Below are 24,810 nucleotides of genomic sequence, written 5' to 3'. Positions count from 1 at the left end.
CGCTGGAAGCGTCACCCCAATGAGGAAGTACAATGAACCGTCGCGCAGGTAAGCCAACCATTAAAAAAACGACGCAACTGGTGAATGTTGAAGAACATGTCGAAGGTTTTCGCCAGGTCCGTGAAGCGCACCGGCGTGAACTGATTGATGATTATGTTGAACTGATTTCCGATCTGATCCGCGAGGTTGGGGAAGCGCGTCAGGTCGATATGGCCGCCAGGCTGGGGGTTTCGCAGCCAACGGTCGCTAAAATGTTAAAACGTCTGGCCTCGGTAGGCCTGATCGAAATGATCCCCTGGCGCGGCGTGTTTCTGACGCCGGAAGGGGAGAAGCTTGCGCAGGAGAGCCGCGAGCGCCATCAGCTTGTCGAGAACTTTTTGCTGGTGCTGGGCGTTAGCCCGGAAATTGCCCGTCGGGATGCGGAAGGAATGGAGCACCACGTTAGCGAAGAGACGCTGGTGAAGTTTCGCGAATTTACCCTCAAATATGGTCCCTCCGCTGAATGAAAATCCCTGGACTGCAGGCCCTCTCACGCGATCGTTTCTTCCATCTCTTATTAATCATTGGCGCCGGGTTAAGCCTGTTTGTGCCGTTTGCGCCACAGGCCTGGTCTGCGGCGATTGACTGGCGCACCATCATCACCCTGAGTGGGTTAATGATGCTGACCAAAGGGGTCGAGCTGAGCGGCTATTTTGACGTCCTGGGGCGTAAAATGGTGCGCCGTTTTGCCACCGAGCGCAGGCTGGCCCTGTTTATGGTGTTCTCCGCCGCGGTGCTGTCGACGTTTCTGACCAACGATGTGGCGCTGTTTATCATCGTGCCCCTCACGCTCACCCTGCGTAAGCTTTGCGAGATCCCGGTCAGCAGACTGATTATCTTTGAAGCGCTCGCCGTTAACGCCGGTTCTCTGTTGACGCCCATCGGCAACCCGCAAAATATTCTTCTCTGGGGACGTTCCGGTCTGTCATTCGCCGCCTTTACCTGGCAGATGGCGCCTCTGGCGCTGGTGATGATGTTGTCGCTGCTGGCGGTCTGCTGGTTCGCGTTTCCGGATAAAAAGCTGCAATACCATAGCGGGACCACGGGCCCGCAGTGGCAGCCGCGGCTGGTCTGGAGCTGCCTCGGGCTGTATATCGTCTTTCTGTTCGCCCTGGAGCTGAGGTATGAGCTGGCGGGCGTCTTGCTCGTCGCCGCGGGCTTTGTCGTGCTGGCGCGGCGCGTGCTGGTGAGCGTGGACTGGACGCTGCTGCTGGTCTTTATGGCGATGTTCATCGACGTGCATCTGCTTATTCAGCTTCCCGTGCTGCAAAACGTTCTGCACAGCGTCAGCACGCTGTCGCAGCCGGGACTGTGGCTGACGGCGATTGGCCTGTCGCAGTTTATCAGCAACGTGCCTGCCACCATTCTGCTGCTCAACTACGTTCCGCCGGACACGCTGCTGGCCTGGGCGGTGAACATCGGTGGGTTTGGGCTGCTGCCCGGCTCCCTGGCAAACCTGATCGCCCTGCGCATGGCCAACGACCGTCGCATCTGGTGGCGCTTCCACCTCTGGTCGATCCCGATGCTGCTCTGGGCTGCGGCGATCGGTTTCGGACTATTCCTTCTCATATAGTGCGCAATTTGTCAGTTTTTCCTGGCAAATGTATAGCAACGTCCTAGCTTTAGTGAACGGCATAGTGTGATGCCGCTCACTGACAGGACCGTTGCTGAATTATGGCAGAAGAACAAAATCCACCTGCTGACGAGCAGGATAAAAACAATAACGAGCGTAAACGCCCGGGCAAAAAACCGTTAATTATCCTTGGCATCGTGGTCATCGTGATGGTGATCGTGGCGCTGGTCTGGTGGTTTTTAACCCGCAACGAAGAGACCACCGACGACGCCTTTACCGACGGCGACGTGGTGACCATTGCCCCCAAAACGGCGGGCTACGTTACCGAGCTACGCGTGCGGGATAACCAGCGCGTGAAGAAAGGGGATGTGCTGGTGGTGATCGATCCGCGTGATACCACCGCCCAGCGCGATCAGGCTCAGGCTCAGCTTGGGCTGGCTATCGCGCAGCTGCATCAGGCCCAGGCGCAGCTGGCGCTCTCAAAAGTGCAGTATCCCGCCCAGCGTGACGAAGCCAAAGCGCAGGTGTTGAAAGCGCAGGCCGATCTGGCGAACGCGCAGGCAGAGTACCGGCGCCAGCGCGGCGTCGACCCGCGCGCGACCACCCAGCAAAGTATTGATTCTGCGAACGCTCAGCTGCGCAGTGCCCAGGCTGGCCTTGCCAGCGCACAGGCGCAGCTGGAAGTGGCGGAGCAGGTACAGCTGCAAATCCGCCAGCAGGAGACCAACGTCGAAGCCCGCGAGCGTCAGGTCGAACAGGCCAAAGCGCAGCTGGAAACCGCGAATCTGAACCTCTCTTACACCGAAGTCCGCGCCCCGTTCGACGGTTTTGTCACCAAACGCAACGTGCAGCCCGGCACGCTGGTTCAGGCGGGCACCGCGCTGTTCTCGCTGGTCTCCACGAACGTGTGGGTGGTGGCGAACTTTAAAGAGTCCCAGCTTGAGCGCATGAAGCCCGGCGATAAGGTTAGCGTCTCCGTGGATGCCTGGCCTGATATGGAGCTTGAAGGCCATATCGACAGCATCCAGCAGGGCAGCGGCTCGCGCTTCTCCGCCTTCCCGTCGGAAAACGCCACCGGTAACTTCGTGAAGATTGTTCAGCGCGTACCGGTAAAAATCGTCATTGATAAAGGTCTGGATCCGAACAAGCCGCTGCCGCTGGGGCTGTCGGTTGAACCGAAGGTCACCGTGGAATGACGGATCATAGCCACGATAACTGGAAGCCCGCCAGTAACCCGTGGGCGGTGGCGATTGTCGTCACCCTGGCGGTGTTCATGGAAATTCTGGACACCACCATCGTCAACGTCGCGCTGCCGCACGTGGCGGGGTCGCTCTCGGCCAGCTACGACGAATCCACCTGGGTACTGACAAGCTACCTGGTGGCGAACGGCATCGTGCTGCCCATCTCGGCGTTCCTGAGCCGGCTGTTTGGCCGCAAGCAGTTCTTCCTCATTTGCATCGTGATGTTCACCATCTGCTCGTTTCTGTGCGGCATTGCCACCGAGCTGTGGCAAATCATCCTGTTCCGCGTAATGCAGGGCTTCTTTGGCGGCGGGTTGCAGCCCACCCAGCAGTCGGTGCTGCTCGACTACTTCAAGCCGGAGGACAGGGGCAAAGCGTTTGGGCTTTCCTCCATTGCGATTATCGTCGCGCCGGTGCTCGGCCCGACGCTGGGGGGCTGGATCACCGACAACTACTCCTGGCGCTGGGTGTTCTTTATCAACATCCCGGTGGGGATTGTGACGGTGCTGGCGATCTACCAGCTGCTGGAAGATCCGCCGTGGGAGAGCAAATCAAAAGAGAAGCTGACCATCGACTGGACGGGGATCGGCCTGATCGCCCTCGGTCTGGGTTGTTTGCAGGTGATGCTCGACCGGGGCGAGGATGACGACTGGTTCTACTCGAACTTTATCCGCACCTTCGCGGTGCTGACGCTGGTCGGCATTATCGGCGCAATCTACTGGCTGATGTATGCCAAAAAGCCGGTGGTGGATCTGCACTGCATGAAGGACCGCAACTTCGCGATCTCCAGCCTGCTGATGGCGGGGATGGCGATGATCCTCTACGGCAGCTCGGTGGTGATCCCGCAGCTGGCGCAGCAGGATCTGGGCTATACCGCCACCTGGTCCGGGCTGGTGCTCTCGCCCGGCGCGGTGCTGATCGTGCTGACCATCCCGCTGGTGCTGAAGCTGATGCCGGTGGTGCAGACGCGCTGGATCATCGCCTTTGGCTTTACCTGCCTGGCGGTGTCGTTCTTCTGGTCGCGCACGCTGACGCCGGATATTGACTTCGAAACCCTGGTGCTGTTCCGCAGCGCCCAGTCGATTGGTCTGGGGTTCCTGTTTGTGCCGCTCACTACCATCGCCTTCATCTCGATACCGAGACGGCTCAACGCCGATGCGGCGGCACTGTTTACCATGTTCCGCAACGTGGCGGGATCCATCGGGATTTCGCTCTCGACGGCGGCCATCACCGAGCGCGCGCAGGCGCACAGCGCGCACCTTGCCTACCACGCCTCGCCGTTTAACGAGCAGTTCCAGCTGGCGATTCGCGAAAGCGCCCAGGCGATCCAGAACTTCACCACCCAGGTGGGCGATCCGACCGGGATTGCCACCGGGCGGATGTACCAGACGATGATCGAGCAGTCCCGCTTCCTGGCCTACATCGACGTCTTCACCATTCTGAGCGCGGTGGCCTTGTTACTGATTCCGTTTTGTTTGTTGCTCTCGCCGGTTAAGAGCGAGGGGAGTGCAGGAGCACACTGATGATACACAGACGTTTACACCCCCTGATGATAATGATGCTGCTGGTGGGCTGCGCCGTCGGGCCGGACTACCAGCAGCCTGCGCCACCCGCCGTTACGCACTGGAACGATAAGGGCGACAGCGCGGTAAAATCGCAAACCACCTCCGCCGCGACCAATCCGCGCTGGTGGAAAACCTTCGGCTCGCCGCAGCTCGACAGTCTGGTTGAACGCGCCATCGCCGGAAACCTGACGTTGCAGCAAACGGTACTGCGCATTGCCGGGGCGCGTGAACAGATTAACCAGGCGGGCGGGGCATTTTTCCCGTCGGTGAACGGCAATCTGCAGGCGACGCGCCAGCAGCTCGGGCTGGAAGGGGAGCTAAAATCCCACGGCGTGTACGACCAGCTGGATAATGTCAACCCTGAACTCAGAGGCGCGCTGGGACCGCTGACACAGCCGATTAACCTTTATCAGGGCAGCTTCGACGCCCAGTGGGAAATCGACCTCTGGGGCAAGGTGCGCCGTCAGGTGGAAGCCGCCGAGGCGCAGCAGAAGGCCGCCATCGAACAGCGTAACGATGCGCTGGTGTCGCTGGAGGCCGAAGTGGCGCGGGCGTGGCTACAGCTGCGCGGGGCGCAGAGCATCATCGCCACGCTCAATACGCAAATTGAGAGCGCGCAGCAGACGCTGGATCTGACCGAAAGCCGCCAGCGCGGCGGGCTGTCGCCGCAGATGGACGTGGAAAATGCCCGGGCGCAGCTGGGTAATCTTGAAGCCCAGCTGCCGCAGTATCAGGCCCAGGAACGCCAGGCGATGAACGGGCTGGCTATTCTGCTCGGCAAGCCGCCGGGGGCGCTGGATAGCGAGCTGCAATCCGCACAGCCAATGCCCGCGCTGCCGGATATCGTGCAGACTGGTATACCGTCCACGCTGGCGCGCCGCCGTCCGGACGTGCGCGAAGCGGAGGCCAACCTTCATGCCGCCACGGCGCAGATTGGCGTCTCGGTGGCCGAGCTGTTCCCGAGCTTTACCCTCTCCGGACAGTTTGGCCTGCGCAACAGCGAATCCGGCTGGCTGACCGACTGGAGCAGCCACTTCTACAGCTTCGGCCCGCAGGTCTCCATCCCCATCTTCCAGGGCGGTCGACTCGTCTCCAGTGTGAAGCTGGCGCGCGCGCAGCAGGGGGCGGCGGTGCTGGACTATCGTCAAACGGTGCTCACCGCGCTCGGCGATGTCGAAAATGCCCTGGTGAGCTATCGCACCGACCAGCAGCGTGAGGCGGGCCTGGCGAAAACCATTGATGCCCTGCAAAACGCCTTTGATTTAGCCAGCGACAGCTACCGCCAGGGGATCGCCAGCTTTATCGACGTGCTGGACGCCCAGCGTCAGCTGGCGCAGGCCGAGCAGCAGCGCGCGCAGGCGCAGGTACAAAGCGCTCTCGATCTGGTGGCGCTCTACAAGGCGCTCGGCGGCGGCTGGGAGCCGTATCAGCAGGTGCAGCTCCCGGACTACAGCGTCTTTGGCGACGCCCCGCGCGGATAAATATTCAGAGGATTGGGCAAGAAACGGACAGGAACGCCACATTCGCGATGGCTGAGGGGCGGGTATAACTATCGGGTACCCAATCGACATGCGAGGATTATCTTATGCGTTATCAAAAACTGGGCAACACCGGTCTGTTCGTTTCTGAACTGTGCCTCGGCACCATGACCTTCGGCGGAGAAGGCGGCATGTGGGGCAAGATTGGTCAGCTCCAGCAGAGCGAAGCAGAACAGCTGGTGGGCCGCGCGCTGGACGCGGGTATCAACTTTATCGATACCGCGGACGTTTACTCGGAAGGGCGCTCGGAGGCGATCCTCGGCCAGGCGCTGAAAAACCTCAACGTCCCGCGCGAGAATGTGGTGGTTGCCACCAAGGTGTTCGGCGAAACGGGCGCTGCGGGGGTGAACTCGCGCGGCAGCTCGCGCTATCACATCATCAGCAGCGTGAAGGAGAGCCTGCGCCGCCTGCAGCTGGATCATATCGATCTCTATCAGCTTCACGGTTTCGATCCGGCCACGCCGATTGAGGAGACGCTGTATGCGCTGGATAACCTGGTGCAGCACGGCCACGTGCGCTACATCGGCGTCTCGAACTGGGCGGCGTGGCAGATAGCCAAAGCGCTGGGCATTTCCGAGCGACTCGGGCTGGTGCGTTTTGCGTCCCTCCAGGCGTATTACACCATCGCCGGGCGCGATCTTGAGCGCGAGCTGGTGCCGATGATGCAGAGCGAAGGCGTCGGGCTGATGGTCTGGAGCCCGCTGGCGGGCGGCCTGCTGAGCGGAAAATATGGCCGCGACGGGCAGAGCGAAGCCGGTAGCCGCCGTCTGGCGTTCGACTTCCCGCCGGTGGACAAAGATCGCGCCTTTGACTGCGTGGACGTGATGCGCGTGATTGCCGAAAGTAAGGGCGTATCCGTGGCGCAAATCGCGCTGGCGTGGCTGCTGCACCAGAAGGCGGTGACCAGCGTCATCATTGGCGCGAAGCGCGTCGATCAGCTTGACGATAACATTGCTGCCACCGGGATCCGCTTAAGCGAAGACGAGCTTAAACAGCTGGATGCCGTCAGCGCGCTGCCGCGTGAATATCCGGGCTGGATGCTGGAGCGTCAGGGGGAGTATCGTCGCAATCAGCTTGCGCAACAATAACGCTCCTCATCCCCGGCGGCGCTTCGCCTGCCGGGGATGATATCGAAGAAATGACGATAAGCTGCTTTTGCCGATTCAACGATGTGCTGTGGCGGTAATCAGCAGCCGTCTTTGCAGGTTGCGGCTGGGTTTTGCTCAAGGACTCTTACCAGCAGGGCTCGGGGCTCTCTGACCACATCTGTTCCAATTGCCAGTACTTTGCCGTCCCGTTCTGCTGAATACTTCGCGACAACATCACCGAAAGCATTTCGCTGCAGGGCGACCTCTTGTCCTGCTTTTACCGTGTCGCCGGGTTTAACGAAAACTTCCGCAAACCCACCCGTAGTTGCTCGTATGGAACTGATCGCATTACCAATATACGTTTTATTGCTGCTGGCGGTTGCGCCGATTTTGCCTTCAATCACCTTGTAATGGATCAGTACATTGAGGGCACCCTCTAAACCCCGGGCAATCATATCCTGCTGGTAAATCCTCGGCTCTCCCGTCTCGGCCGTTATTGCCGGGATACCATTTTGAATAAAGGTGGTTTCCATTGAGCCGGCTTCGCCGGGGTCTTTCTTAATTTGATCTGCCGGAAAAAGTTCCGCAATTGTCCGGGCATCCGCATTGCGGTAGTCGGCATAAATGAACAGCGGATAAGCCGTTCCGGTAGACTGGGTGTGATAGTCAATCGCCAGGTCGACATTCCCCTTGTAAACCTTGTTCCACATCATCCATGCCTGACGCTCAGCAGGGTTACCCGTTTCTTTTCCTGGATGGACGCGATTGTAGTCGATCGTTTCACCCCCATCGGTTGAAACAGACCATGTCCGGGAGACTCTCTCAAGGCCAGAACGGTTTGGGCCAATGATGCCAATAACGCTGCCGTTCATTTTTTCGGGGGCCAGTTGTTCCATCACTTTTTGTACGATGCGCACGCCGTTTAGCTCATCCCCGTGGACGCCCGCCTGCAGAAGGACTTTCTTCCCGTCCGTTTTCCCTTTTGCCACCATTATGGGTACATACCAGCGCTGTCCCGTTCCTGTCTCAACCCCCTCGAACATGAAGCGATGTTGTCCGGCTGGCAGGTCTGATACATCCAGCGTAGAGATAACCGGCACTCCCTGCACTTTATCACCCGTATACACCGTTGCCGCGTGAGTCATTGAGCCGGGCAACGCTAAGCTAAGAGCGAATGCGATACGGCGAGTAGATATCTTCATGAGCGTCATTTTCCATTTGATAGGGTTGAGATTTTTATGTTCCGGCCTGAGCCGTGGTTCGTGCGCATTAAGTTAATAATGATTTTATGAGGCCAGCCAGTGGCACGTTCGGGAAATGTGATTCTGCATAGGCTAACGCTCAGGCCTAAATAACAAGAATTCGCTATTCATTTTTCCTGCTCAGCGCTTCTTTCCGACATTCCTCACAAAAAACGATCCTCCCCTTTGATCGAAATTTCATCTTCGCCTATATGACTAGTCATAAGAATTTAAATGACTAGTCATATAGGGAGAGAGCATGAACAATTCACTGCCGGCCAACTTTTTATGGGGCAACTCGGTGTCCAGCATGCAGACGGAAGGGGCCTGGAACGAGGGTGGGAAGGGGATGTCGGTGTACGACATTCGTGAAGCCGGAGAAAACGTCTCCGACTGGAAGGTGGCGACCGACTCCTACCATCGCTACCGGGAAGATTTCGACCTGATGCAGGATCTGGGCATGAACTGCTACCGCTTCCAGATCTCCTGGAGCCGCGTCTGCCCGCAGGGCGACGGCGCGTTCAACGACGAGGGCATCGCCTTTTACGACCGCTTTATTGACGATCTCATCGCCCGCGGCATCGAGCCGATGGTCTGCCTCTACCACTTCGACATGCCGCTGGCGCTGGCGCAGGAGTACAACGGCTTCAACGATCGCCGCGTGGTGGAGGCTTTTATCCGCTACGGAAAAAAGATGATCGACTGCTTCGGCGACCGGGTAAAGTACTGGCTGACCTTTAACGAGCAGAACATCTTCCATATGCCGGAAGCGTTCCGCATTTCCGGCTATATGAAAGGCGAGAAAACCCTGCGCGAGCTGTATGAGCTTCAGCACCATGCGATGGTGGCGCACATGTCGCTGACCGAATACCTGCACCAGACGAAACCGGGTCAGCTAATGGGCGGCATGCTGGCGCACCAGCTGATCTATCCGGCCACCTGCAAGCCGCGCGATATCTTCTGCGCCCAGCAGTATGACGAATTCCTCAACCAGAACCTGCTGCGCGTCTTTGCCGGCCAGGGCTACAGCCCGGCGGTGATGGCGGTGGTAGAGCAGGAGGGCTTCGGTGATATCTATCGCGCCGACGATCTCGCTCTGTTTGCCCGCACGAAAAATGACTTTATGGCCTTCAGCTACTACGCCAGCAAAACGCTGGACAGCGACGCGATCCCGAAAGGCACGCCGGTCAACTATTACCTGCTGCACGGTGAGAAAAATAACCCCTACCTGAAGGCCACCGAGTGGAACTGGCAGATCGATCCGCTGGGCTTTCGCACCATCATCACTCGCTATGCCAACGACTGGCGCCTGCCGGTCTTCCCGATTGAAAACGGTATTGGGGTAATTGAGTCCTGGGACGGGGTTAACCCGATTGAGGACACCTACCGCATCGACTACCACCGGGCGCATATCGAGGCCATGAAGGAAGCCATATTCGAGGATGGCGCAGAGGTCATTGGCTATCTCGGCTGGGGGTTAATTGACATTCTCAGCTCGCAGGGGGACATGCGTAAGCGCTACGGCGTGGTCTACGTCAACCGAGAGAATCACGACCTGAAAGACCTTAAGCGCGTGCCGAAGAAGAGCTACGCGTGGTTAAAACAGGTTATCCATACCAACGGACGCGAGATGTAAGCCGTACGCTGCCGGGCCGTTTTTGTGACTGATTGATGGGAACACTCCGCTATGTCTGAAACAAAAATCACACCGCACATGCAGTCCTTTGTCGATAAATTTGTTGAGTTCTCGGCGCGCCTGGCAAACCAGGTGCACCTGCGCTCCCTGCGCGACGCCTTCGCCACGGTGATGCCGATTTTCATCCTCGCCGGTCTGGCGGTGCTGGTGAACAACGTGGTGTTCCCGTGGATTTTTGAGGGCGACACGCTCACACAGTTTAAGGTGTGGGGCGAGGCGATTATTAACGGCACGCTGAACATCGCCGCGCTGCTGCTGGCGCCGATGATTGCCTGGTCGCTGGCGCGCAACAAAGATTTCGACAATCCGGTCTCGGCAGTGGTTATCGCCGTCAGCAGCTTTATCATCATGATGCCGATGCGCTTACAGGTTACGCCCGTTGGCAGCGACGCTTCGGTCAGCGTGACGCAGGTGCTGACGTTCGCCAATATCGGCTCCACCGGGATTTTCGCCGGGGTGCTGATTGGCCTGCTTTCCACCGAGCTGTTCATCGCCATTTCGCGGCTGAAGGCGCTGCACATTTCGCTGGGGGAAAACGTGCCCCCGGCGGTGAGCAAATCCTTTACCGCGCTGATCCCAACCATTCTTACCTTGTCGGTGTTCGCCGTGCTGGCGGCGCTGCTGGCGAACGTGCTGCATACGGATCTGATCCATCTCATTACGACCTTTATCCAGCAGCCGCTGCGGCTGATCAACACCAGCCTGCCGGGGACGATTTTCATCTACAGCTTCGGCAACTTCCTGTTCACGCTCGGCATTCATCAGTCGGTGGTCAACAGCGTGGTGCTTGAGCCATTCCTGCTGATTAATACCAACGAGAACATGCTGGCCTTCGCCAACGGACAGCCCATCCCGCACATCATCAACAATATTTTCGTGCCGACGTTTGGCATGGTGGGCGGCACGGGCAGCACGATCTCGCTGCTGATCGCCATCTTTATCTTCTCGCGGCAACAATCGGCGAAGCAGATGGCGCGTCTGTCGCTGGCGCCGGGCTTATTCAACATCAACGAGCCGGTGATTTTCGGCCTGCCGATCGTCTTTAACCTGCCGCTGATGATCCCGTTTGTGCTGCTGCCCGCCATCGGCATTTACTTCGCCTGGCTCTGCACCACGCTGGGGTTAATGTCCCGCTGCGTGGTGATGATCCCCTGGACCACGCCGCCGATCCTCAGCGCCTGGCTGGCGACGGCGGGGGACTGGCGCGCCGTGGTGGTCCAGTTGGCAATCATCGTATTTGGTGTATTCTTCTACCTGCCTTTCCTCAAAATTGCCGAGCGAGTGGCCTTGAAAAACAGCGGGATAGAAAACTAACAGAAAGGAAGGACGATGGCGGCGAAGTACATCACCATAGCGCGGGAAATTAAGAAACGCATTATCAGCCAGCAGTACGCCGCCAACGAACCCCTGCCGGATCAGTTTGCACTGGCGGCGGAGTTCAGTACCAGCCGGATGACTATTCAGCAGGCGATGCGCCAGCTGATCGTCGAAGGGCTGGTCTACACCCGCCAGGGGCAGGGGACGTTCATCCGCAAAAACTTCCTCCAGCTCTCGCAGTGGGATCTCTCCGGCAGCGACTACTTTGGCGCGACCAAAACCTGGGCGCATCTGGGTACGGTCACGAGCCAGGTGGTGCATTTCGAACTGCGCTTCCCGAACGAAAAAGAGCAGGCGTCGCTGATGATTAACGCCGATGCGCCGATCTACGACTTCATTCGCCTGCGTTTACTGAACGGCGAACCCATGTCGCTGGATTCCACAGTGATGCCGATGAATCTGGTGCCGGGCCTGACGAAAAACCACCTTGAAGGTTCGGTGTTTCAGTACGTTCAGGAAACCCTGGGGCTGAAAATTATGGGGTCATACCGGGTCGTGCGGGCTCTAAAGCCCAGCGCGCTGGACAGAGAGCATCTGGTCTGTGAGGAAACCGATCCGGTGCTGGAGGTGGAGCAGGTCATTTATCTGGAAGATGGCACGCCGCTGGAGTATGCCCACTACCACTATCGCTACGACCACGGCGGGATTGTGATTGTGAATAACGGATAAAAAAAAGCGGGCCTTGAAGCCCGCTTTTTTGATGCGCGTGATCAGTTCAGACGCACCGGCATACCGGAACGGTTCTGAATCGCTTGGTCGACGATGGTGGTTTCCACGTCTGGCTGAGAGGTCACTGACTGCACCGCGCTGTTCAGCGTAATCGGCACGATCTCGTTGTTATTGATCTGGTCTTCGCTGGTGGAGAGCGGGTTGTGCACTTCGATGTAGCGGCTGCCGTCTGGCTCAGACGTCGCTTTCACCGGTTCGTTGATGAACTGCACGCGCGTACCGACCGGCACGTTTTCGAAAAGGAACTTGATGTCGTCGTTACGCAGGCGCACGCAGCCGTGGCTCACGCGCAGGCCGATACCGAAGTTGGCGTTGGTGCCGTGGATGGCGTACAGACGACCAATGTACAGCGCGTACAGGCCCATCGGGTTATCCGGGCCGGCTGGCACAACGGCGGGCAGCGGCTCGCCCGCAGCGATGTATTCCGCGTGCATTTTGGCGGTAGGGGTCCAGGTTGGGCCCGCTTTCTTACGCTCTACTTTGGTGGTCCAGTTCAGCGGGGTGTCTTTACCCAACTGGCCGATACCGATTGGCAGCACGATAACGGTGTTAGTGCCTTTCGGGTAGTAATACAGGCGCATTTCGGCGCTGTTAATCACGATGCCTTCATGAACGGTATCCGGCAGGATCAGCTGCTGAGGAATATTCAGCACGGTACCTGCTTTTGGCAGATACGGGTCAACGCCCGGGTTCGCTTCCAGCATGTTGGACAGGCCCAGCTGGTACTGCGCGGCGAAATACTCCAGCGGCTGAGAGTTACCCTCAGGCACCGTCACCACCTGGTTTTGACCCACCAGACGGCTTCCGTCTGTCGGCAGGGGATACGTCACCGCAGACGCGGTCTTACAAAAACCTACTACGGCTAACGCCGCCGCAAAAAGCGTTGTTAATTTCATGTTCATGTTGTGCGAGGTATCTAAGCCATTCAGGCGATGAGTTGATAAGTCTGAATCTGTGATGGGAGCGCATTATATGTGCATTCCCGCTAACAGGGAATTCAGATGTGTACGAAATCACATTTTTTTCGATTTTGTTAAAGTTTAGTGGATTGCCGCAACACGGGATCTCAATTCGGAATTGTGGCATAATGCCGTGTTTATCACACTTTTCGCAGGAATCTCTCCGTGTTAGTTACCAGCAACGTCACTATGCAGTTTGGCAGTAAGCCGCTGTTCGAAAACATTTCCGTCAAATTTGGCGGCGGCAACCGTTACGGCCTGATTGGTGCCAACGGTAGCGGAAAATCCACCTTTATGAAGATCCTCGGCGGCGATTTAGAGCCGACGCTGGGCAACGTGTCGCTCGATCCGAACGAGCGTATCGGTAAGCTGCGTCAGGATCAGTTCGCCTTCGAAGAGTTCACCGTGCTCGACACCGTGATCATGGGGCACGCGGAGCTGTGGGAAGTGAAGCAGGAGCGCGATCGTATCTACGGTCTCGCCGAAATGAGCGAAGAAGACGGCTATAAAGTGGCCGATCTGGAAACCCAGTACGGCGAAATGGACGGCTACTCTGCGGAAGCCCGCGCGGGCGAGCTTCTGCTGGGCGTGGGTATTCCGGTTGAACAGCATTACGGCCCGATGAGCGAAGTCGCGCCAGGCTGGAAGCTGCGCGTGCTGCTGGCACAGGCGCTGTTCTCTAACCCGGACATCCTGCTGCTCGACGAACCAACGAACAACCTGGATATCGACACCATCCGCTGGCTGGAGCAGACGCTGAACGACCGCGACAGCACCATGATCATCATCTCGCACGACCGTCACTTCCTGAACATGGTCTGTACGCACATGGCGGATCTAGACTACGGCGAGCTGCGCGTTTATCCGGGCAACTACGACGAGTACATGACGGCAGCCACCCAGGCGCGCGAGCGTCTGCTGGCAGATAACGCCAAGAAGAAAGCGCAGATTGCGGACCTGCAGTCCTTCGTGAGCCGCTTCAGCGCTAACGCCTCTAAATCCCGTCAGGCAACATCGCGTGCCCGTCAGATCGACAAAATTAAGCTGGAAGAAGTGAAGGCCTCCAGCCGTCAGAACCCGTTCATTCGCTTTGAGCAGGACAAGAAGCTGTTCCGTAACGCGCTGGAAGTTGAGGCGCTTACCAAAGGCTTTGATGAAGGCCCGCTGTTTAAAAACTTCAACCTGCTGCTGGAAGTGGGCGAGAAAATTGCCATTCTGGGCGCCAACGGTGTGGGTAAATCTACCCTGCTGAAAACCCTGGTGGGTGAACTGCAGCCGGACAACGGCACCGTGAAGTGGTCCGAGAACGCGCAGATTGGCTACTACGCGCAGGACCATGAATACGAGTTCGAAAACGATTTGACCGTCTTCGACTGGATGAGCCAGTGGAAGCAGGAAGGTGACGACGAGCAGGCGGTGCGCAGCATTCTGGGGCGTCTGCTGTTTAGCCAGGACGACATCAAAAAGCCCGCCAAAGTGCTCTCCGGTGGTGAAAAAGGCCGCATGCTGTTCGGCAAGCTGATGATGGAAAAACCGAATATCCTGGTGATGGACGAACCGACCAACCACCTGGACATGGAATCGATCGAATCGCTGAACATGGCGCTGGAGATGTATCAGGGCACCCTGATCTTCGTCTCTCACGACCGAGAGTTCGTCAGCTCACTGGCGACCCGCGTGATCGAAATTACGCCAGAGCGCGTGGTGGACTTCACCGGTAACTACGAAGATTACCTGCGCAGCAAAGGTATCGACGGCTAATTTCCCGTCGTCTTTCACGCTGCAGATGCGTTGGCTGCACCTGTTCACCCCGGTCACTTACTTATGTAAGCTCCCGGGGATTCACAGGTTTGCCGCCTTCCTGCAGCGCGAAATACTTAGGGAAAGGCGTCGTGCCTTTATCCCCTCTCCCCGTAGGAGAGGGTTAGGGTGAGGGCATCTGGCCGCACTACACCACCCACTCGCTCCCTTCAACCCCGTTCACCCGCAGCGTACGTTTTTCCCCTACAGGTAATGACACCTTCAGCGCCTTCCACGCCGGACGATAATCCCCGCGCGCGTTGACCTTCAGGTTGATGGTTGCACCATCACACTCCATTTCCCATTCCACCCACAGCGCATTGCCCTTCTGATAGCCCCAGCTTTCACCGTCGTCTTCAAATAGCAGCCCCGTGGTTGTGCCGACGCCTTTAACCGGGAACAGCTTCAGCTCGCGGGTCGTATCTTTTTCAGCACTAACATGCGTGATGCGCTCGCTAAGCGGCAGACCGGCTCCGGCGCGCACCAGCAGCGGCAGTTTTTCCAGCGGCGCGTCGAGAACGATCGACTGGCCGCCGGCGAACCACGCATGGGTGTAAAAATCGTACCAGCCCGTTTCGTTATCTGGCAGCCAGACGCGGCGCTCGCGCTGCCCGGCTTCGACGACGCTGGCCACCAGCAGGTCGCGGCCCAGCAGGAAGTCATCGCACTCTTCGAAGGTCTGCGCGTCGTGCTCGTGGTCGAGGAAGGTCGGACGCAGCATCGGCTCGTCGTCGGCGTGCGCCTGCCAGAGCAGGGTGTAGAGATACGGCAGCAGGCGGTAGCGCAGCTCAATCGCGCCGCGAATGGCAGGCGTGACGCCCGGATACATCCACGGCTCGTTCACCGTATGGTCATCGTTCCACGAGTGAATGGTAAAGCGCGGATGCATCACGCCGTTCTGCACCCAGCGCACGAACAGCTCGGCGTCCGGCTTGTCGCCGGAGAAACCGCCCACGTCGTGACCGACGTTGAATAATCCGGACAGGCTCATGCCCAGCCCCATGCGGATGTTATAGCGCAGGGTGTCCCAGTTAGTGCGGTTGTCGCCGCTCCAGGTCTGAACGTAGCGCTGCATCCCGGCGCAGCCGGAGCGGGAGATGAGATACGGGCGTTTTTCCGGCGCAAAGCGCTGCTGCGCTTCCAGCGAGGCGCGCATCATCAGCAGCGGCATCACCGGGCGAATGTGCTTGATGGCGATCTCCTTGCCGAAGCCAAAGCAGCGGGCTTCACCGTCCCACACTTCATACTCGTTGTTATCGTTCCAGGTGGAGTCGATGCCCATCTCCAGCAGCTGCGTGGTCACGCCGTTCTGCCACCACTGCACCGTCTGCGGGTTGGTGAAGTCGAGGTGCGAGCCTTCGTCATCCCAGAAGCTGGAACGTTCAGGCGCATCGGTTTCTGAATCACGGATGAACAGGCCGCTCTCCGCCACTTCGTTATAGCGGGGATGATCCTGCAGCAGGCACGGCTTGATATTGGCCGCAAGCTTCAATCCCGCGTCGTGGAAGGCCTGGCTCATCGCCTTCGGCTGCGGCACTTTGTCGTAGTTCCAGTTGAAGACGTAGCGCTTGCCGTTGATGGAGGTATAGCCGGACGAGAGCTGGAACGAATCGCACGGAATGGCGTGCTCTTCGCACAGGCGGATGAAGTTCATCAGCTGGTTTTGCGCGTCCGGTGCGTCGGTGTAGTGCATGGTCGAGCCGCTGTAGCCCAGGCTCCACTTCGGCCCAAACAGCGTTTTCCCGGTCAGGCGCACGAAGGCTTTGGTGACGTCCAGCGCGCGCGCGCCGGTAAAGAGGTAGTAATCAATATCGCCCGCTTCCGCCTGCCAGCGGCGATAGGCGGTGTGATAGTTGTCGATCTCGTTGCCCAGATCCAGCCAGCAGCTGCTCAGGTTGTCGTAGAACAGGCCGTAGCTCACGTCATCGCGGCGGGTGAGGGTAAACGGAATGTGCTTATAAAGCGGATCGGTGCTGGCGGCGTTATAGCCCATGGCGTCCAGGTTGCGCATCTCGTAACGTTTGCCGTTGCGCTGCAGATCGCCCGCTTTCTCACCCAGGCCGTAGAAACGCTCGTCCTTGCGACGGCTCAGATAGTGCGCCACGCCGTCGCCGTGGGCGTTCAGCAGGTAGGCGCTGGTCGGGCGATCCTGGACCAGCGGCTGCCATTCGCCCGCATCATTGCGGTAGTGCCACTCCAGCCACAGGGGCTGGTGGACGGTGACGCGCAGCTGCTCGGTTGCCACCGTCACTGCGTCATCCTGCTGCGTCAGGGTCCAGGCCGGGCAGGAGAAACCGCTCAAGTCGTCACGACGACGGCCTTCCCATGGCACGTCTTGTTCCGGCGCGATGCTCCAGGTGCGGTCCAGCGCCAGCTCGCCTTTGCGCTTAATCAGCACGCGGAACAGGTTCTGTTCCAGCACGTACAGGCACAGGCGGTGCTGATTATCGACCAGCAGCTCCAGATGATTTGCAGACTGCTTATCAACGGTCCAGTTTTTCAGGGTTTTCATATGCAATACATCCACTATCAGGCGCGCTTGGCGCGACGTTCAGCAATAAATGCCACCAGGAAGAGAGCGCCAATCAGGTCAAAGAAGCCCATGGCAATAAAGAGCGGGTTGAAGCCGATTTTGTCGGCGGTCACCCCGATTAATAGCGAGAACAGGAAGCTGGCGATCCACGCCGCCGAGCCGCGCATGCCGTTGACGGTCGCCATCTGGCCTTTGTCGAAGGACTCCACCACCAGCGCGCTCAGCATGCAGGAGATAATCTGGTGCCCGAAGCCGCCGATGGAGATCAGCACGATGGTGATATACGGGTCGCGAGTCACGGCCACGACGGCCAGCGAAATCATCAGAAACGCGCCGGTGACGGAGCTTGCCACCACCGAGTTCACGCGGGAGCAGCCGAACCAGCGGGTGTACAGGCGCGTCAGGTAGCCGCTTGCCACGCTGCCGAGGTCGGCGGCCAGGAAGGGCAGCCAGGCAAACATCGCGATCTGCTTCAAATCCATGCCGTGCTCTTTGGCGAGGTACAGGGGTACCCAGAAGCTCAGCACCGCCCAGGCGGGTTCTGCCATAAAGGCCGGGATGGCGATACCGTAGAAACGTTTGTTTTTTGAGACGGTTTTCAGCGCGGTCAGGAAGGGGAGCTTAACAGCAGGCGGTTCGTTATCCTGCTTGATAAACGCCAGCTCGTCGCGGCTCAGGTTCGGGTGCTGTTCCGGGTTGTGGTAGAACGCCCACCAGAGGATCACCCACAGCAGCGCCAGCACGCCGGTAAACATAAACGCGCCCTGCCAGCCGAACGAGGCGTGAGCAAAGTAGATGATAGGCGGGGCCAGCATCGCGCCGATGGAGAAGCCCACGCCTGCCCAGCCGGCGGCAACGGGACGCTCTGATTTCGGGAACCATTCGCCGATGGTTTTGGCATTCGCTGGCGTGGCGGCAGCTTCGGAAGCACCCATAAAGAAGCGCAGAATCGCCAGGTGCAGCCAGCTTCCGGCGCCCGCGTGGAAGATACACATCAGCGCCCAGATCCCGGCGCAGACCATAAAGCCAATCTTCAGGCCGATAACGTCGATCAGCCAGCCGCACAGGGGCTGGAAAATGGTGTAGGCGATCTGAAACGCGCCGACTATCCAGGAGTACTGCTCGGTGGTGATCCCGAGGCTCTCTTTCAGTTCCGGGGCGAGGATCCCCAGTGAGTTACGGGTGATGTAGTTAACGGTGACGCCAAGTAAAAACAGCACCAGCACGTACCAGCGCAAATTCTTAATGACGCGACGGCTTTTGCTTGTCGCAACGGTGTTATTGATGTCCTGACTCATTTTACTCTCCACAAGACGGACGGTAAGGGGACGGAGGTTCAGGTGTCACACAGATTGTTATGCCTTTGATTTCTATCCGCTTAGAATGCTTAAGTTGCTATACAACTAGTATGGAAGCTGTGTGACAAGTTCACCTTAGGGAAGAAAATGAAAGGGCAAAAGTGGATTTTGTGCAAAATTTCTCATAACTGACGTAAACCCTCTGGCATGATGGTCTTTATGTCAGTTATTGCCTGATGAACACGCTATGAAAATTTTTTCATTTCGCAAGTGGAGCCAGATCACAAAATGGACAAAAGGCTAAAAATCACCGAAATCGCCGCCCGTACCCAGCTCTCCATCAGTACGGTTTCCCGTGTGCTGGCAGGCAAAGCGAATACCAGCGAAAAGGCGCGGGCTAAGGTGCTGGCGTGCGCGCGGGAGCTGGGGGTAATGGACGGCATGGCGGCGGGGCGTCTGCTGCTTAACAGCCTGGTGGTTTTTGCCCCTCAGCGTGCCTTCGACGAGCGGTCCGACATCTTTTACTACCGCGTGATCCAGAGCGTGAGCAAAGGGCTTGCCTCGCACGAGGTTCGGCTGCGCTACTGCGCGCTGGAGGAGAACGACAGCGACGCCCAGATTTTTCTGGCACGCATGAACGAGCCGGATACCCAGGCGGCCATTCTGCTCGGTATCGACGATCCGCATATCCACGATCTGGCGGTGGATGTGGGGAAACCCTGCATGCTGATTAACTGCCGGGACCGCCGCATGCGCCTGCCTGCCGTTGCCCCGGATCACCGTGCGATTGGCGAGCGGGCGGCGGAGTACCTGTTCGAGATGGGGCACCGCGAGGTGATGAACGTGCTGTGCCTGCGTCGCTACACCATGGAGCTGCGCCTGGCGGGGATCCGCGACGCGTGGCAGTCCCACAACCTGGCGTTCAAGGACAAGCGCGATCTGCTGGTGGTGCCAAGCTTCAGCGCCAGAGAGACGGAGCAACTGGTGAGCGAGTGGCTTAACCAACAGAAGGGAAAAGACCTGCCGACGGCGTTCCTGGTAGGCGGGGACTTTATGGCGGCAGGCACCATCAGCGCGCTGCAAAATCACGGTCTGCGCGTGCCGCAGGACGTCTCGGTGATGAGCATTGACGGCTTTAATCTGGCGGCGATTCAGGATGTGCCCTTAACGGCGGTGCATGTTCCCCGCGACGAGCTGGGAACGGAAGCGGTGCATATGCTCCAGCAGCGGCTGATGCGCCCGGATGCCCCGGTAGGAACATTGCTGCTGAACGGTACGCTGGCCGTGCGGGAATCGGTACGGCGGATACGTCAGGGGAAACGACGCACCGCCGTGGAGCGGGAAGGGCTGTACGACAGTTAAGCCATGCCCAGCGCGCGCTTACCGTGGATGTTGAGATCGTTCACGGTAAAACGGTCCTGCCAGCTTTTTTCATAATCCTCGCGCGGGAAGTCTCCCGGCGACGCGCCGGTTTCCAGCGCTTCCTTGACCTTTTTCGCATAGGCGAGGTTCTTCTCGCACATTGGCGCGGCGGGGATGTACATCACGTTGCCCCAGCCCTGCTGATTTTCCACCGGCGCGACGGAGTGGATCACGTCGCAGTGCCACCACACGGAATCACCGGCCTCCAGCGCCGGAATGCTGGTCAATGCTTCGACAAGCAGCGGGTGCCACTTCTCGGAAATCGGCAGCACGCGCCCCGGCGCCACGCCGCAGAGTTCGTCTTCCGGCACGTCGTCCAGCAGAGGACGCAGCAGAATGTAGGCCATTGCTTCCGGGATCGGCACCACGTGCAGCAGCCCCTGGCCGGGGATCATGTCCGACAGCGCCGTCCAGCCCTGGAAGGTGCGGAACACCGAGCACTTGGTGGTGTTATCCACGGTGTATTCTTCCACTTCGGTACGGTGCGCGGCGTTCCACGGATCGTATTTCTCGACGTTGCCGTCAAACACGCGGGCAAACACCTGCTGGTAAGCCGGCAGCAGCCAGCGCTCCAGCGCGCCGGAATCGGTATGCGCCCCCAGCCCTTTGGAGGTGGTTCCCGGCGGACGGCGGCGAATGCGGTCCGGATAAATCACGCTGACGTCAGGGTTAAACCACTGCTTGCCGTTGCTCTCGAATGTCCATAAACGGTTCAGGAACGACTGCACCTGCGCCATCTCTTCACTCTGGCGCGCCTGCATTTGCGCCTGGGACCAGTAGATCGGGTAAATCTCCGGACGGGAGGCGGTTAAGGTGCCGAAAAAGTTGTCGCCCGGCCCTTTGTATACCTCGTCAAACTTGTTCAGATCGAGGTAGTCGAGCATCGACCGATCCCACGCCAGCGCCTGCTCGCGGGGGAAATGACCTTTAATCACCGCGCAGCCGCGGCGCTTAACGGCCTCGCGCTGAGCGTCGGTAATCGTGCCGTTTTTCACATCTGCAAACGGAATCACCGGCCAGACGGATTCGCCTTTATTTTTCAGGGCGTTGATCTCCGCCACGCGGGTGGCGATTTTATCGCTGAGCTTGTCGAACACCGCCTGCACGTCGCCGATCTGCGCGCGTAACTCACGTTTTAACTGACGGATTGCCGCTTTGTGGTCCGCTGGCAAGGTTTCACTGGTAAAGGTCATAACTGCCTCGCATCTTTCATTCGAAAGTAAAAATGTCTACAAGTGATACTTTAAGTTAAAAATAAGTTAATGCAAGTTTAAAAACTTGACGCGAGCCACAGGTCGGAAAAAGAGTGAGAGGCCGGAGCGGGGCTCCGGCGAGGAAAGGATCAGACGTCGAAAGGAGAGTGGTTGTCGAGCACGGCCTGAATGACGTTCAGCGCGCCCTGATGGTTGTTATCGTCGGTGCTGTAGCGGCTAATGTCTTTAATGCTCTGCGCCGCGTTGCCCATCGCAAAAGAGTATTTCACCAGCTTCAGCATCTCGGCATCGTTGCCGCTGTCGCCAATGCCGACGCACTCCTGCGGGGAGATTTTCCAGCGTTTCAGCAGGCGGCTAATGCCGTTGGCTTTGTGCAGGCCGGGGATAATCAAATCGACAAAACCGAAACCGCTGGTGACCGGCTTCATGATGCCGTCCAGGGAGACGTGCAGTTTATCGACAAGGTTCGGGATATCGCTGTCCGGCAGGTTCAGGGAGAACTTAAACAGCACGTCGTCGATTTCGCGGTAATCGCTGATGCGTTTTAAGCGGTGATAGTGCTTTGACATCAGCGCCACGAAGGCGTCCGGGGCTTTGTCGCTGACGTAGGCGCTCTCCAGACCGCAGGCTACAAAGTTCAGCCCTTCGTCTTTCAGCAGTTCGCCAATAACGATCTGCGACTCATGGCGGGTCAGCTCGCCGTGGAAAACCTGTTCGCCGTGGTCAAACACCAGCGCGCCGTTCTCCGCCACGAAGGAGATCTGCTCTTTCAGCTCGGGGAAGAAGGAGATGAGCTGGTAATACTGGTTGCCGCTGGCGACAACAAATTCAATATCGCGGGATTTAAGCTGTTCAAACTGTGCCTGGAAGCGGTCACGATCGTACTGCTTGGCATCATCAAGGAAAGTTCCGTCCATATCGGTGACGATAACTTTAACGGTCATACTGTGCTCCTGGGTCACTGCGTTTTGAAACATTCTAATAACAAGGTGACGGGGAGCACAAATTTAATTTCGAATGAAAGTCAGAATGCCCGGTAAGCGCAGCGCCACCGGGCGTTTTCTTACAGCGTATGCTCAGTACGGGCGATAATATCGTCCTGCGCATCCGGCGACAGGGCGGTGAAGAACGCCGAGTAACCCGCAACGCGTACCACCAGGTCACGATACTGGTCAGGGTGTTTCTTCGCTTCCAGCAGCGTTTCGCGCGAAACGATGTTGTACTGAATATGCCAGCCCTTGTGCACCTCGAAGAAGGTACGCAGCAGTACCATCAGCTTCTGGCGATCGCTGTCGTTTTCCAGCGTCGACGGGTTCAGCTTCTGGTTAAGCAGCACGCCGCCCAGGATCGCCTCGGTAGGCAGTTTACCCACGGAACCGATGACCGCCGTTGGACCAAGGTGGTCGGTACCGGAAGCCGGGCTGGCCCCTTCCGCCAGTGGGGTATGCGCCTTACGTCCGTCCGGCGTCGCCATCGTCGCCGCGCCGAACGGCACGTTAGCGGAGATAGACGACGTGCCCGCGTAGTAGTTACCGCCAATCGGGCCGCGGCCGTAGCGCGGGTTGTGGTACTGCCTCAGCTCCTCAATGTAGGTCTGATAGGCTCGGGTCAGCAGCATGTCCACGCTGTCGTCGTCGTTGCCGTACTTCGGCGCGCCGTTGATCAGGCGCTGGCGCAGCTGCTCGTGGGTCAGCCCGTCGAAGTCATCTGCCAGCGCCGCCGCCAGCTGCTGCTGACCGATAGCGCCCTGCTCAAAGACCAGCTTCTTCACCGCCGCCAGGCTGTTGCCGAGGTTGGCGATACCCACCTGCAGGCCGGAGACCCAGTCATATTTCGCGCCGCCCTGCTTAATGCTTTTCGCGCGTTCGATGCAGTCGTCCACCAGCGCCGAGCAGAGAATGTCGTGGACGTTCTCTTCCAGCATGGTATCCACCACGTACTCGATCTCGATGGATTTGCGGGTGTAGTAGCGGATCTGGGTATCCCACGCTGCCATCACCTCCTCGAAATTGTCGAAGTTGCCGGCTGAGAGCGCTTTTTCCTGCGGCAGGAACACCTTGCCGCTGGTGGCGTCGCGGCCGCCTTCCAGCGCCGCCAGCATGACGCGGGCGAAGTTGATAAAGCTCATGCCGGTGCAGCGGTAGCCCCACTTGCCGCCTACCGCGGTTTCGATACAGCCGATGGCCGCGTAGTCATACGCATCGTCGCGCTCCACGCCAAGCTTGATAAATTCCGGGATCACAATTTCATCGTTGTTAAATGCCGGCATCCCGAAGCCGCAGCGGATCACCTGCACGCAGGCGTCGAGGAAGTCGTTGCTCATGCCCGCGTGATAGCGCACGCTCAGGTTCGGCTGGGTGGAGCGCAGGCGACCGCAGGATTCCAGAATCGCGTAGGAGAGCGGGTTCACCGCGTCCATCGGCTCGCCGTTGACCAGCTTCTGACCACCAATGGTGACGTTCTGGTACAGCGGGCTGCCGGCAGAGGCTTTGGAGTGCGAGCCGGAGCGGATTTTATTCACTTCCAGCAGCTTCAGCCAGCAGCTGTGCAGCAGCTCGATGGCGTGCTCGCGGTCCAGACTCTGGTCCAGCTCCACGTCGCGGCGGTAGTACGGATAGAGATACTGGTCCATACGCGCGAAGGAAACGGAGTGGCCGTTGGACTCAATCTGCAGGATCAGCTGAATGAAGTAGCACAGCTGCAGCGCCTGCCAGAAGGTTTTTGGCGGCTCGTGGGCAATCACGTCGCAGTTTTCCGCCATCGCCAGCAGCTCGTCGCGGCGGCTTTCGCGGGTTTCCGTAGACGCCATCTCACGCGCCAGGTCGGCGAAGCGTTTGATGTGCAGGCTGACGGCTTCCAGCACGATATCAATTGCCTTCAGGAACTGATCGCCGCGCAGGTCTTCCAGCACCGTCAGGTTGATGCGCGAGCGGCGCTCGTCCACTTTGGCGCGCAGGCCGTCGAGACCTTTCTCCAGCACCAGCGGGAAGTTTACCGCCAGGTGCGCGTCGCCGGAGGTCATGTTGCCTTCGGCTTTGATGATGCCGGTTTCCAGCAGGCCTTTCTGCTCGTCGGTGAACATGCCGTAGCAGCGATCCTGCACCGTCTGGCCGCGCCACCACGGGCAGATTTCATGCAGCACACGCTTGTTTTCTTCACTCACCGCGAAGCCCGCACCCGGACGGTCCGCCAGATCGTCAATCTCTTTCTCAATCCAGGAGACGGTATATTCCGGGAAGATCGGCGCGGCGCGCACTTCGCTTGCCTGGTTGCCGATAATCAGCTCGTCGTGCTTGATCCAGATGGTGCGTTCCGCCAGGTGATGTGCCAGTGCCAGGGCGCGACGCACCGGGATCGGCTTGTCCATGTGCTGCTGGTACATTTCGGTGTAATGCTGCGCGCGCTCGGTACAGACCGGCGGCTTGACGATATGCACCAGCGCCATTTTATGCGCTTTAATACGTTCGCTGAGGGTGTTGAGATTCAGGGTGGTCATA

Annotated in this window: 18 protein-coding genes; 11 read left to right on the top strand and 7 right to left on the bottom strand. The window is 58.7% G+C overall.

Annotated features, from left to right (window positions below; genetic code table 11):
• The first annotated feature begins 32 nt into the window (after positions 1-32).
• The 6 genes from mntR (at position 33) to ACMWL8_RS15125 (ending at position 7,044) form a co-directional block, all read left to right on the top strand.
• Positions 33-506, top strand: a complete 474-nt coding sequence (gene mntR / locus ACMWL8_RS15150; protein ID WP_008501176.1) for a manganese-binding transcriptional regulator MntR — start codon at positions 33-35, stop codon at positions 504-506.
• Positions 503-1,612 (top strand): anion transporter, encoded by a 1,110-nt coding sequence (locus tag ACMWL8_RS15145; protein WP_028012451.1) that lies wholly within the window; start codon positions 503-505, stop codon positions 1,610-1,612. The genes mntR and ACMWL8_RS15145 overlap by 4 nt, the downstream gene beginning before the upstream one ends.
• 101 nt (positions 1,613-1,713) lie before the next feature.
• Positions 1,714-2,808 (top strand): HlyD family secretion protein, encoded by a 1,095-nt coding sequence (locus ACMWL8_RS15140; protein WP_241276850.1) that lies wholly within the window; start codon positions 1,714-1,716, stop codon positions 2,806-2,808.
• Complete coding sequence (locus tag ACMWL8_RS15135; protein WP_028012453.1) at positions 2,805-4,376, top strand: DHA2 family efflux MFS transporter permease subunit; 1,572 nt, start codon at positions 2,805-2,807, stop codon at positions 4,374-4,376. The genes ACMWL8_RS15140 and ACMWL8_RS15135 overlap by 4 nt, the downstream gene beginning before the upstream one ends.
• Complete coding sequence (locus tag ACMWL8_RS15130) at positions 4,376-5,899, top strand: efflux transporter outer membrane subunit (protein ID WP_045259969.1); 1,524 nt, start codon at positions 4,376-4,378, stop codon at positions 5,897-5,899. Before ACMWL8_RS15135 ends, ACMWL8_RS15130 begins: the two co-directional genes overlap by 1 nt.
• Positions 5,900-6,003: 104 nt before the next feature.
• Positions 6,004-7,044 (top strand): aldo/keto reductase, encoded by a 1,041-nt coding sequence (locus ACMWL8_RS15125; protein ID WP_241276849.1) that lies wholly within the window; start codon positions 6,004-6,006, stop codon positions 7,042-7,044.
• 98 nt (positions 7,045-7,142) lie between these two features.
• On the opposite strand, the gene ACMWL8_RS15120 is transcribed toward ACMWL8_RS15125, so the two are convergent.
• On the bottom strand, positions 7,143-8,246 hold the full coding sequence (locus tag ACMWL8_RS15120; RefSeq protein ID WP_052682958.1) for a succinylglutamate desuccinylase/aspartoacylase family protein: 1,104 nt from the start codon (positions 8,244-8,246) through the stop codon (positions 7,143-7,145).
• A 298-nt stretch (positions 8,247-8,544) separates the two neighbouring features.
• On the opposite strand from ACMWL8_RS15120, the gene ACMWL8_RS15115 reads away from it, so the two are divergent.
• From ACMWL8_RS15115 to ACMWL8_RS15105, 3 genes are read left to right on the top strand one after another with little or no spacing between them, the layout of a single operon-like run.
• Positions 8,545-9,921, top strand: coding sequence for a glycoside hydrolase family 1 protein (locus tag ACMWL8_RS15115; protein ID WP_045259971.1), 1,377 nt, complete (start codon positions 8,545-8,547; stop codon positions 9,919-9,921).
• Between the two features lie 51 nt (positions 9,922-9,972).
• The gene (locus ACMWL8_RS15110; protein WP_045259972.1) at positions 9,973-11,295 is read left to right on the top strand and encodes a PTS sugar transporter subunit IIC; all 1,323 of its coding nucleotides are present in this window, start codon (positions 9,973-9,975) and stop codon (positions 11,293-11,295) included.
• A 15-nt stretch (positions 11,296-11,310) separates the two neighbouring features.
• Positions 11,311-12,027 carry a GntR family transcriptional regulator gene (locus ACMWL8_RS15105; RefSeq protein WP_045259973.1) on the top strand — a complete coding sequence of 239 codons (717 nt, stop codon included), beginning with the start codon at positions 11,311-11,313 and terminating at the stop codon, positions 12,025-12,027.
• A gap of 41 nt (positions 12,028-12,068) precedes the next feature.
• Here the strand turns inward: ACMWL8_RS15105 and ldtB are convergent, their stop codons facing one another.
• On the bottom strand, positions 12,069-12,989 hold the full coding sequence (gene ldtB / locus ACMWL8_RS15100; protein WP_008501186.1) for a L,D-transpeptidase: 921 nt from the start codon (positions 12,987-12,989) through the stop codon (positions 12,069-12,071).
• 222 nt (positions 12,990-13,211) lie between these two features.
• On the opposite strand from ldtB, the gene ACMWL8_RS15095 reads away from it, so the two are divergent.
• Positions 13,212-14,807: an ABC-F family ATPase gene (locus ACMWL8_RS15095; RefSeq protein WP_041910703.1), complete on the top strand. Its 1,596-nt coding sequence runs from the start codon at positions 13,212-13,214 to the stop codon at positions 14,805-14,807.
• Positions 14,808-14,994: 187 nt separating this feature from the next.
• Here the strand turns inward: ACMWL8_RS15095 and ACMWL8_RS15090 are convergent, their stop codons facing one another.
• A complete protein-coding gene (locus ACMWL8_RS15090; protein WP_045259974.1) occupies positions 14,995-17,358 on the bottom strand; it encodes a TIM-barrel domain-containing protein in 2,364 nt (787 codons plus the stop codon).
• A 17-nt stretch (positions 17,359-17,375) separates the two neighbouring features.
• Positions 17,376-18,677, bottom strand: a complete 1,302-nt coding sequence (locus ACMWL8_RS15085) for an MFS transporter (RefSeq protein ID WP_045259975.1) — start codon at positions 18,675-18,677, stop codon at positions 17,376-17,378.
• A 288-nt stretch (positions 18,678-18,965) separates the two neighbouring features.
• On the opposite strand from ACMWL8_RS15085, the gene ACMWL8_RS15080 reads away from it, so the two are divergent.
• The gene (locus ACMWL8_RS15080; protein WP_045259976.1) at positions 18,966-20,039 is read left to right on the top strand and encodes a LacI family DNA-binding transcriptional regulator; all 1,074 of its coding nucleotides are present in this window, start codon (positions 18,966-18,968) and stop codon (positions 20,037-20,039) included.
• Here ACMWL8_RS15080 and ACMWL8_RS15075 read toward each other — a convergent pair.
• The 3 genes from ACMWL8_RS15075 to ACMWL8_RS15065 form a co-directional block, all read right to left on the bottom strand.
• Positions 20,036-21,292: a DUF1479 domain-containing protein gene (locus tag ACMWL8_RS15075; protein WP_045259977.1), complete on the bottom strand. Its 1,257-nt coding sequence runs from the start codon at positions 21,290-21,292 to the stop codon at positions 20,036-20,038. The genes ACMWL8_RS15080 and ACMWL8_RS15075 overlap by 4 nt on opposite strands.
• Positions 21,293-21,441: 149 nt before the next feature.
• Positions 21,442-22,257, bottom strand: coding sequence for a Cof-type HAD-IIB family hydrolase (locus ACMWL8_RS15070; protein ID WP_045259978.1), 816 nt, complete (start codon positions 22,255-22,257; stop codon positions 21,442-21,444).
• 119 nt (positions 22,258-22,376) lie between these two features.
• Positions 22,377-24,809 carry a formate C-acetyltransferase/glycerol dehydratase family glycyl radical enzyme gene (locus ACMWL8_RS15065; RefSeq protein WP_045259979.1) on the bottom strand — a complete coding sequence of 811 codons (2,433 nt, stop codon included), beginning with the start codon at positions 24,807-24,809 and terminating at the stop codon, positions 22,377-22,379.
• Position 24,810: the final 1 nt, after the last annotated feature.

Origin of the sequence: Enterobacter sp. 04-C-12-SI-ECC (assembly GCF_047530715.1) — a bacterium.
In the GTDB taxonomy this organism is placed as follows: Bacteria; Pseudomonadota; Gammaproteobacteria; order Enterobacterales; family Enterobacteriaceae; genus Enterobacter; species Enterobacter bugandensis.
Note: the sequence above shows the minus strand (reverse complement) of the source record. Positions and strands in the feature narration are given on the sequence as shown.